This is a genomic window from Streptococcus sp. 2579, from assembly GCF_013277195.1.
GTDB lineage: Bacteria > Bacillota > Bacilli > Lactobacillales > Streptococcaceae > Streptococcus.
The window spans coordinates 77,974-94,962 of sequence record NZ_VMMM01000007.1 but is presented as its reverse complement, the minus strand read 5'-3'; the positions used below and the strand labels follow the sequence as shown (position 1 = coordinate 94,962).

The window sequence follows — 16,989 nt, the reverse complement described above, 5'->3', positions numbered from 1 at the left end:
AGAAAGTGCTGGATTTTTCATCCTTTTTACTTTTACCTAGAAAATAATCATAAATACTTGCCTTCTGTCGAATACCTGAGTTATACTAGTATCAATTACCTGTTTTTAGCATTCATACTCTTCGAAAATCAAATTCAAACCGCGTTAACGTCGCCTTGCCGTACTCAAGTACAGCCTGCGGCTAGTTTCCTAGTTTGCTCTTTGATTTTCATTGAGTATCAAAATATCAAGGAGGGGATATGAAATATAGAAAATTTCAATTATTGATGTCCAAGTATGGCTTTAGTCTTTCGATTATGCTACTTGAACTGTGTCTTGTTTTTGGTCTCTTTCTTTATTTAGGACGCATGGCTCCCATTTTATGGATTACTGTCCTCATTCTACTGAGTATCATCACAATCATTTCGATAGTCAACCGTAATACGACTCCTGAGAATAAGGTAACCTGGTTATTAGTAGCCTTTGTGCCAGTATTTGGCCCCTTGCTCTATCTGATGTTTGGTGAGAGGAGATTGTCCAAAAAAGAAATCAAACAACTGAAGAAGCTAGGCTCCATGCATTTCCAAGAAGCAAATAGCCAGCTACTAAAAGAGGAATTAAAAGAAAGTGACAAGGCGGCATATGGCGTCATCAAGTCCTTATTGAGTATGGATACCAATGCCGATGTCTATGATCAAACTGCCTCTACATATTTTCCTAGCGGAGAAGCCATGTGGAAAAAGATGGTAGAAGATCTTAAAAAGGCTGAGAAATTTATTTTCTTGGAATATTACATTATAGAAGAAGGTTTGATGTGGAATCGTATTCTAGAAATCTTGGAGCAAAAGGTCGCTCAAGGCATTGAGGTTAAACTGCTCTATGATGATATTGGCTGTATGGCTACTTTAACAGGAGATTATGCACATCGACTTCGTCAGCTGGGCATCGAGGCCCATAAATTCAATAAAGTTATTCCTCGTTTGACAGTGGCCTATAATAACAGAGATCATAGAAAAATATTGATTATTGATGGTCAGATAGCTTATACAGGAGGCATTAACTTAGCCGATGAGTACATTAACCACGTCGAGAGATTTGGTTATTGGAAGGATAGTGGAATTCGCTTGGACGGACTAGCAGTAAAAGCCCTGACACGCTTGTTTTTAACCACTTGGTACATCAATCGAGGAGAGATTAGTGATTTTGATCAATATCATTTAGAAAATCATTCTATCCCAAGTGACGGTTTAACCATTCCATACGGGAGTGGACCCAAGCCAATTTTTCGAACGCAGGTAGGAAAAAAAGTTTATCAGAGTTTGATCAATCAAGCAACGGAATCGGTCTATATTACGACACCTTATTTGATCATAGACTATGATTTAACAGAGACAATCAAAAATGCTGCTATGAGAGGGGTCGATGTTCGGATTATCACCCCTTACATACCAGATAAGAAGTTCATTCAGTTAGTCACAAGAGGGGCTTATCCAGACCTTCTTTCTGCTGGAGTTCGGATTTATGAGTATAGTCCAGGTTTTATTCATAGTAAGCAGATGTTGGTAGACGAAGATTTTGCGGTGGTGGGGACAATCAATCTCGACTACCGAAGCTTGGTACACCATTATGAAAATGCAGTCTTACTCTATAAAACTCCTTCTATAATGGAAATAGCCCGAGATTTTCAAAATATATTTGCAGATTCTCAGGAAGTCTATCCTCATTCTATCAAAACAAGCTGGTATCAAAAACTTGTAAAAGAAATCGCCCAGTTATTCGCTCCAATCTTATAAGAAATCTAGGACTGAGGACACAAACCAGTCCTATTTTTCTTGCCTTTTACGAATAGAAAGATATAGGAGGAACGATGCTGACTCAGAAAGAATTGGATTATATCATAACATTTAAACAGACACATTTACACCGTTTTCGGGAAATTGAAACCTTTGTGAAACTATGCAAAAAATCACTCAAACAGCCATCGCAAGCTGACAATCCTAGGACTTTTTGATATACTAAGACAGATAAATTGAATAGGAGAAACGATATGAGTGTGTATGGTAGAGTAGAAGAAGTTCATCAGGAGAATCGTGAACCTCTAGAATACCAAATCAAACAAGAATCGCATCATCGTGAATCAAGTCGTCTTCCTTTGGTGAAAATTTTACTATGGAGTACGCTTGTAACGGGGATAACTCTAGGAGTACCGCTATTACTCGATTTAATGAGTGCACAGGAAGTGCAGGATTTTTATACAGGTTGGGCCCTTCATCAGGCAGGGAAGATTTACAGCGATTATTATGGAAGTCAAGGTTTGCTTTATTATTTGCTGACTTACGTGACTCAGGGCGGATTTTTCTTTGCCATCTTTGAGTGGTTAGCCTTGGTAGCAGGAGGATTTTTCCTCTTTCGATCGGCAGACACCTTGACAGAGCAAGGAGACCAAGCTGGACAAGTGGTGACTATTTTTTACATGCTAGTTACAGGTCTTGCTTTTGGTGGAGGTTATGCGACTCTTTTAGCGCTTCCTTTCTTATTAGCAGCCTTTAGTTTAGTTGCGACTTATCTAAGCAATCCAAGCCATGATAAGGGATTTGTACGGATTGGGCTGGCTTTGGCAGGAGGATTTTTCTTTGCTCCCTTATCATCGCTCCTGTTTATTGCTGTAGTGAGTTTAGGCTTGTTGGTCTTTAACCTTGGGCATAGACGCTTTGCGCATGGGTTTTATCAGTTTCTTGCAGTGGCTTTAGGTTTTTCACTTATCTTTTATCCAACTGCCTACTATAGTGTTGCAACAGGAAGTTTTGGGGATGCCATTAGTGGTATTCGTTATCCTATTGACAGTATTAGCTTTGATTTCACTTCTAAAATTTTAGAGAATATGGCTTTTTATGGCTTGTTGTCCCTTGGTTTGGGATTTGTGGTTTGTATCTTTTTAGGTCTCTTTCAATCCAAGCCCTCTAAACTATACGTCATTTCGGTTCCTGCAAGTCTTGTGACAATTTTAGGTTTGATTTTGCTTTTCTTTTCACAAGAGCCTCTGCACGCTTCTTATTTGATGGTCGTCTTCCCTGTTTTCCTACTTTTATTGGTAACCAATATTAAGAGTCAACAGAGGGGGCGTAGTGTTAGAAGAAGACGAAGAGAAACGCCAGTTAGCCTATGGAGTCGTTTTTTTAAAGGAAATCTATATCTGCCAGTTTTAGGGCTTGTCTATCTTTTGACTGTTCCTTTTTTGATGAAGTTTGTCCTTTATCCGGTACCTTATCAAGAACGTAATCGTCTTGCTGATTTGGTAAAAGAGGAGACAAATACGGAAGATGCTATCTATGCATGGGATGATACTGCGACTCTTTATCGTAAGAGTGAGCGCTTGTCGCCATCGGCGATTTTGTCTCCCGTGCACTATACAGCAACTGAGGAAAACCGGAATAAGCTACTCAATGACTTGAAAGAAAAACAACCTAAGGTGATTGTGGTGAATGACAAGGTGCCAGTCTGGTCTGAAGTGGAAACACTCTTAAAAGAAAATTACCAACCAGTAAAGACGGATTACTCAGAGTTTAAAGTCTATAAAATTAAATAACCAAATCAATATCTTGTGTATTTTTAAAAATTTTAGGATTTTTAACACAAGATATTGATTTTTCTTTTTAGAGTGGTATAATACTTTTTAGAAAGAACATTTTAGAAAAGAGCATGCATATGATTGCACTAGAAGAAAAAATTACAATTTTGCCAACTCTCTTCGTCGAGAAACGAGATGGGAGACGTGTTGTATTTGATGTGGATAAGATTGACAAGGCTCTCCACAAGGCGGCTGACAAGGTTATGGATGTGACACCCTTGGTCGAAAAACGCCTAAATGCTCTGACCGAGCGAATTGTCACAGAAATTCATAGTCGCTTTCCAAAGGGGGTTAAGATTTACGAAATTCAAAATATTGTAGAACATGAACTGCTTGAAGCCAAAGAATATGCGCTAGCTGAGGAGTATATTACTTATCGGACGCAGAGGGATTTTGAGCGTTCAAAAGCGACGGATATCAACTTTAGTATCCATAAACTACTCAACAAAGACCAGGCAGTTGTCAATGAAAATGCCAATAAAGACAGCGATGTCTTTAATACCCAGCGTGATTTGACAGCGGGTATTGTTGGGAAATCAATCGGACTGCAAATGCTTCCTAAGCATGTAGCCAATGCCCACCAAAAAGGGGATATCCATTATCACGATCTGGACTACAGCCCCTATACACCTATGACCAACTGCTGTTTGATTGATTTCAAGGGGATGTTGGAAAATGGTTTTAAGATTGGAAATGCAGAGGTAGAAAGTCCCAAGTCTATCCAGACTGCGACAGCTCAGATTTCGCAAATCATCGCAAACGTTGCTTCTAGCCAGTATGGCGGCTGTTCAGCTGACCGTATCGATGAAGTTTTGGCGCCTTATGCAGAGAAGAATTATCAAAAACATCTCAAAGATGCAGAAGAATGGGTCTTGCCTGAAAAACGGGAAGATTATGCTTGGGAGAAAACTCAAAAAGACATCTATGATGCTATGCAATCTCTCGAGTATGAAATCAATACTCTCTTCACTTCAAACGGACAAACGCCTTTTACTTCTCTAGGCTTTGGTCTAGGAACTAGTCGCTTTGAGAGGGAAATTCAAAAAGCTATCTTGACCATTCGGATCAAGGGGCTCGGTTCAGAACACCGCACAGCTATCTTCCCTAAACTTATCTTCACGCTTAAAAGAGGACTCAACTTGGAGGAAGGGACACCCAACTACGACATCAAGCAGTTGGCTCTAGAGTGCGCAACCAAACGGATGTACCCAGATGTTTTGTCCTATGATAAGATTGTTGACTTGACAGGTTCTTTTAAGGTACCTATGGGTTGCCGTTCTTTCCTTCAAGGATGGAAAGACGAGAATGGCGTAGAAGTCAATTCAGGTCGGATGAATTTAGGTGTTGTGACGGTCAACCTTCCTCGTATTGCCCTCGAGTCTGAGGGTGACATGAATAAGTTCTGGGAAATCTTTAACGAGCGTATGAATATCGCTGAAGATGCTCTGGTTTACCGTGTCGAACGAACTAAGGAAGCAACACCAGCAAATGCTCCTATCCTGTATCAATACGGTGCTTTTGGTCATCGTCTAGGTAAAGAAGAAAGCGTTGACCAGCTCTTTAAGAATCGTCGTGCGACAGTTTCACTGGGCTATATCGGCTTGTATGAAGTAGCGACAGTTTTCTTTGGTAACAGCTGGGAAAGCAATCCAGATGCTAAGGAATTCACGCTAGACATTATTCGAGATATGAAACGCCGTGTAGAAGAGTGGTCTGACCAATATGGATATCATTTTTCTATCTACTCAACACCGTCTGAAAGTTTGACAGACCGTTTCTGCCGACTAGATACAGAGAAGTTTGGTTCTATTCCTGATATTACAGATAAGGAATACTACACTAACTCTTTCCACTACGATGTTCGTAAAAATCCAACACCGTTTGAAAAATTAGACTTTGAGAAAGTCTATCCAGAAGCGGGTGCGTCAGGTGGTTTCATTCATTATTGTGAGTATCCAGTCCTCCAGCAAAATCCAAAGGCCTTGGAAGCTGTCTGGGATTACGCTTATGATCGTGTGGGATATTTGGGAACCAATACTCCGATTGATCGTTGCTATAAGTGTGATTTTGAAGGAGATTTTGAACCAACTGAGAGGGGCTTTGCTTGTCCTAACTGTGGCAATAGCGACCCTAAAACAGTAGACGTTGTTAAACGGACTTGTGGCTATTTAGGCAATCCTCAAGCAAGACCTATGGTCAACGGCCGTCACAAGGAAATCGCTGCGCGTGTCAAACATATGAATGGCTCAACGATTAAAATAGCTGGCCACCAAGTAACAAATTAGAAAGAAATAAAATGGGGAAATATCAATTAGACGATAAGGGTCGCGCACAAGTGACTCGTTATCACGAGAAACACTCTAAAGGTGGAGCTGATAAGAAAGAACGCTTGCTCAGCCTCAGAGAACAATTTTTAAACAAGAACAAGAAAAAATAAAAGTGAGAGTCAGCTCTCGCTTTTCTCATAGTGGGAGGTAAGGATGGAATTACGCAGACCAAGATTAGCAGATGAAGAAACAGTTTTAGAGATGATGGCAGAGTTTGAAAAGAGCCAATCAGCCCATGATGGCGGATTTTGGGATACAGAGAACTTTGTGTATGAAGAGTGGTTGGAAACAAATATGCAAAAAGAAATGGGAATAAACTTGCCTGAAAATCGTGTTCCTTCTATTCAATTTGTATTATTTGATGATGCAGGTCATGCTCTAGGATTTTTGAATCTGCGATTGAGACTGAATGAGGGTTTACTGAATTATGCTGGCCACATTGGCTACTCCATTCGTCCATCTGAAAGAGGCAAGGGTTATGCAAAAGAGACTCTCCGTCAGGGCTTGCAAGTTGCTAAGGAAAAGAACATCAAGAAAGCTCTAGTGACCTGTAGCGTGAAGAATCCTGCTAGCAGAGTAGTTATTCTAGCAAATGGAGGTCTCATTGAGGATGTTCGCAATGGTGTGGAGCGTTATTGGATAGAGGTAGCGAATGAATAATCCAAAACCACAAGAATGGAAAAGTGAGGAACTCAGTCAAGGGCGTATTATTGATTACAAGGCCTTCAACTTTGTGGATGGAGAGGGTGTGCGTAACTCTCTCTATGTATCAGGCTGCATGTTTCACTGCGAGGGGTGTTATAATGTTGCGACTTGGTCTTTCAATGCAGGAATTCCCTACACAGCAGAATTAGAAGAGCAAATCATGGCAGATCTTGCCCAGCCTTATGTTCAGGGGTTAACCTTACTGGGAGGGGAACCCTTTCTCAATACGGGAATTCTCTTGCCACTCGTGAAACGTATCCGGAAGGAATTGCCAGATAAAGACATCTGGTCCTGGACGGGCTATACTTGGGAAGAAATGATGTTGGAAACTCCAGATAAATTGGAACTCTTATCACTGATTGACATTCTTGTCGATGGACGATATGATCGAACTAAGAGGAATCTTATGCTCCAGTTTCGAGGTTCGTCCAATCAACGCATCATAGATGTGCAAAAATCGCTCCAAAGTGGGCAAGTAGTGATTTGGGACAAGCTTAATGATGGAAAAGAAAGCTATGAACAGGTGAAGAGAGAATGAAGAAAAAAGACCTGATAAAACAACTGGTTTCAGAGATAGAAGCTGGAAAAGTCAAAACACTGGGAATATACGGTCATGGAGCTTCAGGTAAATCAACCTTTGCACAGGAATTGTACCAAACCCTAGATTCTGCAAAGGTAAACTTATTGGAAACCGATCCTTACATTGCTTCAAATCGTCATTTAGTGGTGCCAAAGGAGACTCCAGACCAAAAAGTGACCGCTTGTTTACCTGTGGCACATGAATTGGCAAGTTTAGAAAGAGACATTCTCGCTTTAAAGGCTGACATGGATGTCTTAACAATTGAAGAACCTTGGAAGGCTAGTGAGGTCTTGTCTGGAGCAAAACCGATTTTGATTGTCGAAGGGATGTCTGTTGGCTTTTTACCCAAAGAACTCTTTGACAAAACCATCTGTTTCTACACGGATGAGGAGACCGAATTAAAGCGGCGCCTTGCTAGAGATACGACTGTGAGAAATCGCGATGCATCCTTTATATTGGCTAGCCATCAGATGAGACGGGAGCAGTATCTGCTATACTATAAAGAAACTGAGTCAAGGGCGGACATTCTAGTGGACCAATCAGAAGGTAAATTTGAGGTCAAGAGGAGTCAGTTTATATAGAAGAAAATCCCTAATTTTAAAAAGAAAAAATAGGAAAACAGTTTCATCGCAAAAAAACGAAAAAACAGCAACAAATCCCTTGCAATCGCAGGGGCTTTGTGTTATTCTATTATGGTGCTGTAAATTACAGCCTTAGCTTTGATGCAAGAGGTTGCGACACGCTCGGTTGCATTGCCACGCAACACCGCGTCGGTTTTCTTGTGGAGCTAGCCTATTATCTTAAATAGACGAAAAGGAGAAAAAGATGGCAAACAAAAAAATCCGTATCCGTTTGAAAGCTTACGAACACCGTACGCTTGACACAGCGGCTGCAAAAATCGTAGAATCAGCTACTCGTACAGGTGCACAAGTTGCGGGTCCAATCCCACTTCCAACTGAACGTAGCCTCTACACAATCATTCGTGCGACTCACAAATATAAAGACTCTCGCGAACAATTTGAAATGCGTACACACAAACGTTTGATCGATATCGTTAATCCAACTCAAAAAACAGTTGATGCTTTGATGAAATTGGATCTTCCAAGTGGTGTAAACGTAGAAATCAAACTTTAATCTAAAGCTTGATACCTTGAGCATAAAAAACGCTCGTTAAAAACTTTTTGAATAAAAAATATAGAAAAGGAACTATTTTCTCATGACAAAAGGAATCTTAGGGAAAAAAGTGGGAATGACTCAAATCTTCACTGAAGCTGGCGAATTGATCCCTGTAACAGTTATTGAAGCAACTCCAAACGTTGTTCTTCAAGTTAAAACTGTTGAAACAGACGGATACAACGCTATCCAAGTTGGTTTCGATGACAAACGCGAAGTATTGAGCAACAAACCTGCTAAAGGACATGTAGCGAAAGCTAACACGGCTCCTAAGCGCTTCATTCGTGAATTCAAAAACGTTGAAGGCTTGGAAGTTGGTGCTGAAATCACAGTTGAAACATTCGCAGCTGGAGACGTTGTTGACGTAACTGGTACTTCTAAAGGTAAAGGTTTCCAAGGTGTTATCAAACGCCACGGACAATCACGTGGACCAATGGCTCACGGTTCTCGTTACCACCGTCGTCCAGGTTCTATGGGACCTGTTGCACCTAACCGCGTATTCAAAGGTAAAAACCTTGCAGGACGTATGGGTGGCGACCGCGTAACAATTCAAAACCTTGAAGTTGTACAAGTTGTTCCAGAAAAGAACGTTATCCTTATCAAAGGTAACGTACCAGGTGCTAAGAAATCTCTTATCACTATCAAATCAGCAGTTAAAGCTGGTAAATAATAAAGAAAGGGGAAATCAGTCACAATGGCAAACGTAACATTATTTGACCAAACTGGTAAAGAAGCTGGCCAAGTTGTTCTTAACGATGCAGTATTTGGTATCGAACCAAATGAATCAGTTGTGTTTGATGTGATCATCAGCCAACGCGCAAGCCTTCGCCAAGGAACACACGCTGTTAAAAACCGCTCTGCAGTATCAGGTGGTGGACGCAAACCATGGCGTCAAAAAGGAACTGGACGTGCTCGTCAAGGTTCTATCCGCTCACCACAATGGCGTGGTGGTGGTGTTGTCTTCGGACCAACTCCACGTTCATACGGCTACAAACTTCCACAAAAAGTGCGTCGCCTAGCTCTTAAATCAGTTTACTCTGAAAAAGTTGCTGAAAACAAATTTGTAGCCGTTGATTCTCTTGAATTTACAGCTCCAAAAACTGCTGAATTTGCAAAAGTTCTTGCAGCATTGAGCATCGATTCTAAAGTTCTTGTTATCCTTGAAGAAGGAAATGAATTCGCAGCTCTTTCAGCTCGTAACCTTCCAAACGTGAAAGTTGCAACTGCTACAACTGCAAGTGTTCTTGACATCGCAAATAGCGACAAACTTCTTGTCACACAAGCAGCTATCTCTAAAATCGAGGAGGTTCTTGCATAATGAATTTGTATGATGTTATCAAAAAACCTGTCATCACTGAAAGCTCAATGGCTCAACTTGAAGCAGGAAAATATGTATTTGAAGTTGACACTCGTGCACACAAACTTTTGATCAAGCAAGCTGTTGAAGCTGCTTTCGAAGGTGTTAAAGTTGCCAACGTTAACACAATCAACGTAAAACCAAAAGCTAAACGTGTTGGACGTTACACTGGTTTTACTAACAAAACTAAAAAAGCTATCATCACACTTACAGCTGATTCTAAAGCAATCGAGTTGTTTGCTGCTGAAGCTGAATAATCTAAGGAGGAAATATCGTGGGAATTCGTGTTTATAAACCAACAACAAACGGTCGCCGTAATATGACTTCTTTGGATTTCGCTGAAATCACAACAAGCACTCCTGAAAAATCATTGCTTGTTGCATTGAAGAGCAAGGCTGGTCGTAACAACAACGGTCGTATCACTGTTCGTCACCAAGGTGGTGGACACAAACGCTTCTACCGTTTGGTTGACTTCAAACGTAACAAAGACAACGTTGAAGCGGTTGTTAAAACAATCGAGTACGATCCAAACCGTTCTGCAAACATCGCTCTTGTACACTACACTGACGGTGTGAAAGCATACATCATCGCTCCAAAAGGTCTTGAAGTAGGTCAACGTATCGTTTCAGGTCCAGAAGCAGATATCAAAGTCGGAAACGCTCTTCCACTTGCTAACATCCCAGTTGGTACTTTGATCCACAACATCGAATTGAAACCAGGTCGTGGTGGTGAATTGGTACGTGCTGCTGGAGCATCTGCTCAAGTATTGGGTCAAGAAGGTAAATACGTTCTTGTTCGTCTTCAATCAGGTGAAGTTCGTATGATTCTTGGAACTTGCCGTGCTACAGTTGGTGTTGTCGGAAACGAACAACATGGACTTGTAAACCTTGGTAAAGCAGGACGTAGCCGTTGGAAAGGTATCCGCCCAACAGTTCGTGGTTCTGTAATGAACCCTAACGATCACCCACACGGTGGTGGTGAAGGTAAAGCACCAGTTGGTCGTAAAGCACCATCTACTCCATGGGGCAAACCTGCTCTTGGTCTTAAAACTCGTAACAAGAAAGCGAAATCTGACAAACTTATCGTTCGTCGTCGCAACGAGAAATAATATTAAACTAGTCGCTTAAGCAACTAGTAAATCCGCCAGCTCGGTAGCGCTCCATAGGAGCGCAAGCCGCTGTGGTACAACATTTAAAGGAGAAAATATAAAAATGGGACGCAGTCTTAAAAAAGGACCTTTCGTCGATGAGCATTTGATGAAAAAAGTTGAAGCTCAAGCTAACGACGAAAAGAAAAAAGTTATTAAAACTTGGTCACGTCGTTCAACGATCTTCCCAAGTTTCATTGGTTACACTATTGCAGTTTATGACGGACGTAAACACGTACCTGTTTACATCCAAGAAGACATGGTAGGTCACAAACTTGGTGAATTTGCACCAACTCGTACTTACAAAGGTCACGCTGCAGACGACAAGAAAACACGTAGAAAATAAGGAGAACATAAATGGCAGAAATTACTTCAGCTAAAGCAATGGCTCGTACAGTACGTGTTTCACCTCGTAAATCACGTCTTGTTCTTGATAACATCCGTGGTAAAAGCGTAGCCGATGCAATCGCAATCTTGACATTCACTCCAAACAAAGCTGCTGAAATCATCTTGAAAGTTTTGAACTCAGCTGTAGCTAACGCTGAAAACAACTTTGGTTTGGATAAAGCTAACTTGGTAGTATCTGAAGCATTCGCAAACGAAGGACCAACTATGAAACGTTTCCGTCCACGTGCGAAAGGTTCAGCTTCACCAATCAACAAACGTACAGCTCACATCACTGTAGCTGTTGCAGAAAAATAAGGAGGTAAAATCGTGGGTCAAAAAGTACATCCAATTGGTATGCGTGTCGGCATCATCCGTGATTGGGATGCCAAATGGTATGCTGAAAAAGAATACGCGGATTACCTTCATGAAGATCTTGCAATCCGTAAATTCGTTCAAAAAGAACTTGCTGACGCAGCAGTTTCAACTATCGAAATCGAACGCGCAGTAAACAAAGTTAACGTTTCACTTCACACTGCTAAACCAGGTATGGTTATCGGTAAAGGTGGTGCAAACGTTGATGCACTCCGTGCAAAACTTAACAAATTGACTGGAAAACAAGTACACATCAATATCATCGAAATCAAACAACCTGATTTGGATGCTCACCTTGTAGGTGAAGGTATTGCTCGTCAATTGGAGCAACGTGTTGCTTTCCGTCGTGCACAAAAACAAGCAATCCAACGTGCAATGCGTGCTGGAGCTAAAGGAATCAAAACTCAAGTATCAGGTCGTTTGAACGGTGCAGATATCGCCCGTGCTGAAGGATACTCTGAAGGAACTGTTCCGCTTCACACACTTCGTGCAGATATCGATTACGCTTGGGAAGAAGCAGATACTACATACGGTAAACTTGGTGTTAAAGTATGGATCTACCGTGGTGAAGTTCTTCCAGCTCGCAAAAACACTAAAGGAGGTAAATAACCAATGTTAGTACCTAAACGTGTTAAACACCGTCGTGAATTCCGTGGAAAAATGCGCGGTGAAGCAAAAGGTGGAAAAGAAGTAGCATTCGGTGAATACGGTCTTCAAGCTACAACTAGCCACTGGATCACTAACCGCCAAATCGAAGCTGCTCGTATCGCCATGACTCGTTACATGAAACGTGGTGGTAAAGTTTGGATTAAAATCTTCCCACACAAATCATACACTGCTAAAGCTATCGGTGTGCGTATGGGATCTGGTAAAGGGGCACCTGAAGGTTGGGTAGCACCAGTTAAACGTGGTAAAGTGATGTTCGAAATCGCTGGTGTATCTGAAGAGATCGCTCGCGAAGCGCTTCGTCTTGCTAGCCACAAATTGCCAGTTAAATGTAAATTCGTAAAACGTGAAGCAGAATAAGGAGAAGGCATGAAACTTAATGAAGTAAAAGAATTTGTTAAAGAACTTCGTGGTCTTTCTCAAGAAGAACTCGCGAAGCGCGAAAACGAATTGAAAAAAGAATTGTTTGAACTTCGTTTCCAAGCTGCTACTGGTCAATTGGAACAAACAGCTCGCTTGAAAGAAGTTAAAAAACAAATCGCTCGTATCAAAACAGTTCAATCTGAAGCGAAATAATAGACTAGGGAAGGAGAAATTTCAATGGAACGCAATAATCGTAAAGTTCTTGTTGGACGTGTTGTATCTGACAAAATGGACAAGACAATCACAGTTGTAGTTGAAACAAAACGTAACCACCCAGTCTATGGTAAACGTATTAACTACTCTAAAAAATACAAAGCTCATGATGAAAACAATGTTGCCAAAGAAGGCGATATCGTACGTATCATGGAAACTCGTCCGCTTTCAGCTACAAAACGTTTCCGTCTTGTAGAAGTTGTTGAAGAAGCGGTCATCATCTAATCAAACCTGAAAGGAGAAAACTGAAATGATTCAAACAGAAACTCGTTTGAAAGTCGCAGACAACAGCGGTGCTCGCGAAATCTTGACTATCAAAGTTCTTGGTGGTTCAGGACGTAAATTTGCAAACATCGGTGATGTTATCGTGGCATCTGTAAAACAAGCTACTCCTGGTGGTGCGGTTAAAAAAGGTGACGTTGTTAAAGCAGTTATCGTTCGTACTAAATCAGGTGCTCGTCGTGCTGATGGTTCATACATCAAATTTGACGAAAACGCAGCAGTTATCATCCGTGAAGACAAAACTCCTCGCGGAACACGTATCTTTGGCCCAGTTGCACGTGAATTGCGTGAAGGTGGCTTCATGAAGATCGTGTCACTTGCTCCAGAAGTACTTTAATTTTTAGAAACAAACTAGTCCCCTGGATTTACCTCCAGGGTGCCCTTATGGGCGTAAGAAAAATCAAGGAGAAACCTAATGTTTGTAAAAAAAGGCGACAAAGTTCGCGTAATCGCTGGTAAAGATAAGGGAACAGAAGCTGTTGTCCTTACTGCCCTTCCAAAAGTAAACAAAGTTATCGTTGAAGGTGTTAACATCGTTAAGAAACACCAACGTCCAACTAACGAACTTCCTCAAGGTGGTATCATCGAGAAAGAAGCAGCTATCCACGTATCAAACGTTCAAGTATTGGACAAAAATGGTGTAGCTGGTCGTGTTGGTTACAAATTTGTAGACGGTAAAAAAGTTCGCTACAACAAAAAATCAGGCGAAGTGCTTGATTAATCACGAAGGAAAGGAGAAGTATAATGGCAAATCGTTTAAAAGAAAAATATCTTAATGAAGTAGTTCCTGCTTTGACAGAACAATTCAACTACTCATCAGTGATGGCTGTGCCTAAAGTAGATAAGATCGTTTTGAACATGGGTGTTGGTGAAGCTGTATCAAACGCTAAAAGCCTTGAAAAAGCTGCTGAAGAATTGGCACTTATCTCAGGTCAAAAACCACTTATCACTAAAGCTAAAAAATCAATCGCCGGCTTCCGTCTTCGTGAAGGTGTTGCGATCGGTGCAAAAGTTACCCTACGTGGTGAACGTATGTACGAATTCTTGGATAAATTGGTTTCAGTTTCACTTCCACGTGTACGTGACTTCCACGGTGTTCCAACAAAATCATTTGACGGACGCGGAAACTACACACTTGGTGTGAAAGAACAATTGATCTTCCCAGAAATCAACTTCGATGACGTTGACAAAACTCGTGGTCTTGACATCGTTATCGTAACAACTGCTAACACTGACGAAGAGTCACGTGCATTGCTTACAGGCCTTGGAATGCCTTTTGCAAAATAATATAGGAGGTAAATCTAATGGCTAAAAAATCAATGATTGCTAAGAACAAACGTCCAGCGAAGTTCTCTACTCAAGCTTATACTCGTTGTGAAAAATGTGGTCGTCCACATTCAGTTTACCGCAAATTTAAACTTTGCCGTGTTTGCTTCCGTGAATTAGCTTACAAAGGACAAATCCCTGGTGTAACAAAAGCATCTTGGTAATTCTAACTTTCAATCCCGTCGTGATTCGTCGTTATCTGCTTTTGCCTAACTCAAGTTATGCCTGCAAGCAGATGCCTAGACTCACTTAGGAATTGAAACCTAGAAACATATTCTGAGCCTAGCTCAATCATTAACTAGCAAGTGCAACTTGCAAACTACTAGTAAGAGGAGAAAAACAAAATGGTTATGACTGACCCAATCGCAGACTTCCTAACTCGTATTCGTAACGCTAACCAAGCTAAACACGAAGTACTTGAAGTACCTGCATCAAACATCAAAAAAGGGATTGCTGAAATCCTTAAACGCGAAGGTTTTGTAAAAAACGTTGAAATCATCGAAGATGACAAACAAGGCATCATCCGTGTATTCCTTAAATACGGACCAAACGGTGAGAAAGTTATCACTAACTTGAAACGTGTTTCTAAACCAGGACTTCGTGTCTACAAAAAACGTGAAGACCTTCCAAAAGTTCTTAATGGACTTGGAATTGCTATCCTTTCAACTTCTGAAGGTTTGCTTACTGATAAAGAAGCACGCCAAAAGAATGTTGGTGGTGAGGTTATCGCTTACGTTTGGTAATATTTAGCTCCCAATTTCTTTGTGACTCTTCGTTATCGTCTCTTGTCTAACCCAAAGTTATGCCTGCGAGACGATGCCTAGATTCACTTTGAAATTGAAACCTAAATGTTCCTTTAAATCGAGAAATCGATTTAACCCCGTGAAAACTGGCCGTTCTGGCCTGACAATCTAACAGGAGAAAATAAACATGTCACGTATTGGTAATAAAGTTATCGTGTTGCCTGCTGGTGTTGAAATCACTAACAATGACAACGTTGTAACTGTAAAAGGACCTAAAGGAGAACTTACTCGTGAGTTCTCAAAAGATATTGAAATCCGTGTGGAAGGTACTGAAGTAACTCTTCACCGTCCAAACGATTCAAAAGAAATGAAAACTATCCACGGAACTACTCGTGCCCTTTTGAACAACATGGTTGTTGGTGTATCAGAAGGATTCAAGAAAGAACTTGAAATGCGCGGGGTTGGTTACCGTGCACAACTTCAAGGATCTAAACTTGTTTTGGCTGTTGGTAAATCTCATCCAGACGAAGTTGAAGCTCCAGAAGGAATTACTTTTGAACTTCCAAACCCAACAACAATCGTTGTTAGCGGAATTTCAAAAGAAGTAGTTGGTCAAACAGCTGCTTACGTACGTAGCCTTCGTTCACCAGAACCATATAAAGGTAAAGGTATCCGTTACGTTGGTGAATTCGTTCGCCGTAAAGAAGGTAAAACAGGTAAATAATGTTGAGTGGTTGATTTTCAACCACCAACCTATTTTCCAACTTTGTGCATAGCACACGATTTAAAACTAAAGAGGTGAAAACTGTGATTTCAAAACCAGATAAAAACAAACTCCGCCAAAAACGCCACCGTCGCGTTCGCGGAAAACTCTCTGGAACTGCTGATCGCCCACGTTTGAACGTATTCCGTTCTAATACAGGCATCTACGCTCAAGTGATTGATGACGTAGCGGGTGTAACGCTCGCAAGTGCTTCAACTCTTGACAAAGAAGTTTCAAAAGGAACTAAAACTGAACAAGCCGTTGCTGTCGGTAAACTCGTTGCAGAACGTGCAAACGCTAAAGGTATTTCAGAAGTGGTGTTCGACCGCGGTGGATATCTATATCACGGACGTGTGAAAGCTTTGGCTGATGCAGCTCGTGAAAACGGATTGAAATTCTAATAGGAGGACACTAGAAAATGGCATTTAAAGACAATGCAGTTGAATTAGAAGAACGCGTAGTTGCTGTCAACCGTGTTACAAAAGTTGTTAAAGGTGGACGTCGTCTTCGTTTCGCAGCTCTTGTTGTTGTTGGTGACCACAACGGTCGCGTAGGATTTGGTACTGGTAAAGCTCAAGAAGTTCCAGAAGCAATCCGTAAAGCAGTAGATGATGCTAAGAAAAACTTGATCGAAGTTCCTATGGTTGGAACAACAATCCCACACGAAGTTCTTTCAGAATTCGGTGGAGCTAAAGTATTGTTGAAACCTGCTGTAGAAGGTTCTGGAGTTGCCGCTGGTGGTGCAGTTCGTGCCGTTGTGGAATTGGCAGGTGTGGCAGATATTACATCTAAATCACTTGGTTCTAACACTCCAATCAACATTGTTCGTGCAACTGTTGAAGGTTTGAAACAATTGAAACGCGCTGAAGAAGTTGCTGCCCTTCGTGGTATTTCAGTTTCTGATTTGGCATAAGAAAG

Annotated in this window: 26 protein-coding genes; all 26 read left to right on the top strand. The window is 41.2% G+C overall.

Annotated features, from left to right (window positions below):
* Positions 1-239: 239 nt before the first annotated feature.
* The 26 genes from cls to rpsE all read left to right on the top strand — a co-directional run bounded on the left by cls (position 240) and on the right by rpsE (position 16,984).
* On the top strand, positions 240-1,772 hold the full coding sequence (cls, locus tag HT725_RS04440) for a cardiolipin synthase (protein ID WP_173219252.1): 1,533 nt from the start codon (positions 240-242) through the stop codon (positions 1,770-1,772).
* A gap of 254 nt (positions 1,773-2,026) precedes the next feature.
* Positions 2,027-3,565: a damage-inducible protein CinA gene (locus HT725_RS04435; protein ID WP_173253144.1), complete on the top strand. Its 1,539-nt coding sequence runs from the start codon at positions 2,027-2,029 to the stop codon at positions 3,563-3,565.
* Positions 3,566-3,684: 119 nt separating this feature from the next.
* The gene (nrdD, locus tag HT725_RS04430) at positions 3,685-5,892 is read left to right on the top strand and encodes an anaerobic ribonucleoside-triphosphate reductase (RefSeq protein WP_173253143.1); all 2,208 of its coding nucleotides are present in this window, start codon (positions 3,685-3,687) and stop codon (positions 5,890-5,892) included.
* An 11-nt stretch (positions 5,893-5,903) separates the two neighbouring features.
* The gene (locus HT725_RS04425; RefSeq protein WP_000521614.1) at positions 5,904-6,044 is read left to right on the top strand and encodes a hypothetical protein; all 141 of its coding nucleotides are present in this window, start codon (positions 5,904-5,906) and stop codon (positions 6,042-6,044) included.
* Positions 6,045-6,087: 43 nt separating this feature from the next.
* Positions 6,088-6,594 carry a GNAT family N-acetyltransferase gene (locus tag HT725_RS04420; protein WP_173253142.1) on the top strand — a complete coding sequence of 169 codons (507 nt, stop codon included), beginning with the start codon at positions 6,088-6,090 and terminating at the stop codon, positions 6,592-6,594.
* Positions 6,587-7,177 carry an anaerobic ribonucleoside-triphosphate reductase activating protein gene (nrdG, locus tag HT725_RS04415; RefSeq protein WP_033678521.1) on the top strand — a complete coding sequence of 197 codons (591 nt, stop codon included), beginning with the start codon at positions 6,587-6,589 and terminating at the stop codon, positions 7,175-7,177. Before HT725_RS04420 ends, nrdG begins: the two co-directional genes overlap by 8 nt.
* Positions 7,174-7,800, top strand: coding sequence for a phosphoribulokinase (locus HT725_RS04410; RefSeq protein ID WP_173219261.1), 627 nt, complete (start codon positions 7,174-7,176; stop codon positions 7,798-7,800). The genes nrdG and HT725_RS04410 overlap by 4 nt, the downstream gene beginning before the upstream one ends.
* Positions 7,801-8,044: 244 nt before the next feature.
* On the top strand, positions 8,045-8,353 hold the full coding sequence (gene rpsJ / locus HT725_RS04405; RefSeq protein WP_001284513.1) for a 30S ribosomal protein S10: 309 nt from the start codon (positions 8,045-8,047) through the stop codon (positions 8,351-8,353).
* Positions 8,354-8,435: 82 nt separating this feature from the next.
* Positions 8,436-9,062 (top strand): 50S ribosomal protein L3, encoded by a 627-nt coding sequence (rplC, locus tag HT725_RS04400; protein WP_000160197.1) that lies wholly within the window; start codon positions 8,436-8,438, stop codon positions 9,060-9,062.
* A gap of 24 nt (positions 9,063-9,086) precedes the next feature.
* Entirely contained in the window at positions 9,087-9,710 is a 624-nt protein-coding gene (gene rplD / locus HT725_RS04395) for a 50S ribosomal protein L4 (protein WP_000024539.1), read from the top strand.
* Positions 9,710-10,006 carry a 50S ribosomal protein L23 gene (locus HT725_RS04390; RefSeq protein ID WP_001055347.1) on the top strand — a complete coding sequence of 99 codons (297 nt, stop codon included), beginning with the start codon at positions 9,710-9,712 and terminating at the stop codon, positions 10,004-10,006. The genes rplD and HT725_RS04390 overlap by 1 nt, the downstream gene beginning before the upstream one ends.
* 17 nt (positions 10,007-10,023) lie before the next feature.
* Positions 10,024-10,857, top strand: a complete 834-nt coding sequence (gene rplB / locus HT725_RS04385) for a 50S ribosomal protein L2 (protein ID WP_000512910.1) — start codon at positions 10,024-10,026, stop codon at positions 10,855-10,857.
* A 103-nt stretch (positions 10,858-10,960) separates the two neighbouring features.
* Complete coding sequence (rpsS, locus tag HT725_RS04380; protein ID WP_000533766.1) at positions 10,961-11,242, top strand: 30S ribosomal protein S19; 282 nt, start codon at positions 10,961-10,963, stop codon at positions 11,240-11,242.
* 11 nt (positions 11,243-11,253) lie between these two features.
* Entirely contained in the window at positions 11,254-11,598 is a 345-nt protein-coding gene (gene rplV, locus HT725_RS04375; protein WP_000818137.1) for a 50S ribosomal protein L22, read from the top strand.
* Positions 11,599-11,610: 12 nt separating this feature from the next.
* Positions 11,611-12,264, top strand: coding sequence for a 30S ribosomal protein S3 (rpsC, locus tag HT725_RS04370; protein WP_000529936.1), 654 nt, complete (start codon positions 11,611-11,613; stop codon positions 12,262-12,264).
* 3 nt (positions 12,265-12,267) lie between these two features.
* On the top strand, positions 12,268-12,681 hold the full coding sequence (gene rplP, locus HT725_RS04365; RefSeq protein ID WP_000960946.1) for a 50S ribosomal protein L16: 414 nt from the start codon (positions 12,268-12,270) through the stop codon (positions 12,679-12,681).
* 9 nt (positions 12,682-12,690) lie between these two features.
* Positions 12,691-12,897 (top strand): 50S ribosomal protein L29, encoded by a 207-nt coding sequence (rpmC, locus tag HT725_RS04360; protein WP_000772918.1) that lies wholly within the window; start codon positions 12,691-12,693, stop codon positions 12,895-12,897.
* A gap of 24 nt (positions 12,898-12,921) precedes the next feature.
* The gene (gene rpsQ / locus HT725_RS04355) at positions 12,922-13,182 is read left to right on the top strand and encodes a 30S ribosomal protein S17 (RefSeq protein WP_000440801.1); all 261 of its coding nucleotides are present in this window, start codon (positions 12,922-12,924) and stop codon (positions 13,180-13,182) included.
* A 25-nt stretch (positions 13,183-13,207) separates the two neighbouring features.
* On the top strand, positions 13,208-13,576 hold the full coding sequence (rplN, locus tag HT725_RS04350) for a 50S ribosomal protein L14 (protein ID WP_000616545.1): 369 nt from the start codon (positions 13,208-13,210) through the stop codon (positions 13,574-13,576).
* Between the two features lie 78 nt (positions 13,577-13,654).
* Positions 13,655-13,960, top strand: a complete 306-nt coding sequence (gene rplX / locus HT725_RS04345; RefSeq protein ID WP_000497691.1) for a 50S ribosomal protein L24 — start codon at positions 13,655-13,657, stop codon at positions 13,958-13,960.
* 23 nt (positions 13,961-13,983) lie between these two features.
* On the top strand, positions 13,984-14,526 hold the full coding sequence (gene rplE, locus HT725_RS04340) for a 50S ribosomal protein L5 (protein WP_000013542.1): 543 nt from the start codon (positions 13,984-13,986) through the stop codon (positions 14,524-14,526).
* A gap of 17 nt (positions 14,527-14,543) precedes the next feature.
* Positions 14,544-14,729: a type Z 30S ribosomal protein S14 gene (locus HT725_RS04335; RefSeq protein WP_001085697.1), complete on the top strand. Its 186-nt coding sequence runs from the start codon at positions 14,544-14,546 to the stop codon at positions 14,727-14,729.
* A 180-nt stretch (positions 14,730-14,909) separates the two neighbouring features.
* On the top strand, positions 14,910-15,308 hold the full coding sequence (gene rpsH, locus HT725_RS04330) for a 30S ribosomal protein S8 (RefSeq protein ID WP_000245504.1): 399 nt from the start codon (positions 14,910-14,912) through the stop codon (positions 15,306-15,308).
* Between the two features lie 187 nt (positions 15,309-15,495).
* Entirely contained in the window at positions 15,496-16,032 is a 537-nt protein-coding gene (gene rplF / locus HT725_RS04325) for a 50S ribosomal protein L6 (protein ID WP_000086626.1), read from the top strand.
* Positions 16,033-16,115: 83 nt separating this feature from the next.
* Positions 16,116-16,472 carry a 50S ribosomal protein L18 gene (gene rplR / locus HT725_RS04320; protein ID WP_000624044.1) on the top strand — a complete coding sequence of 119 codons (357 nt, stop codon included), beginning with the start codon at positions 16,116-16,118 and terminating at the stop codon, positions 16,470-16,472.
* Between the two features lie 17 nt (positions 16,473-16,489).
* A complete protein-coding gene (rpsE, locus tag HT725_RS04315) occupies positions 16,490-16,984 on the top strand; it encodes a 30S ribosomal protein S5 (RefSeq protein ID WP_000874202.1) in 495 nt (164 codons plus the stop codon).
* Positions 16,985-16,989 lie beyond the last annotated feature (5 nt).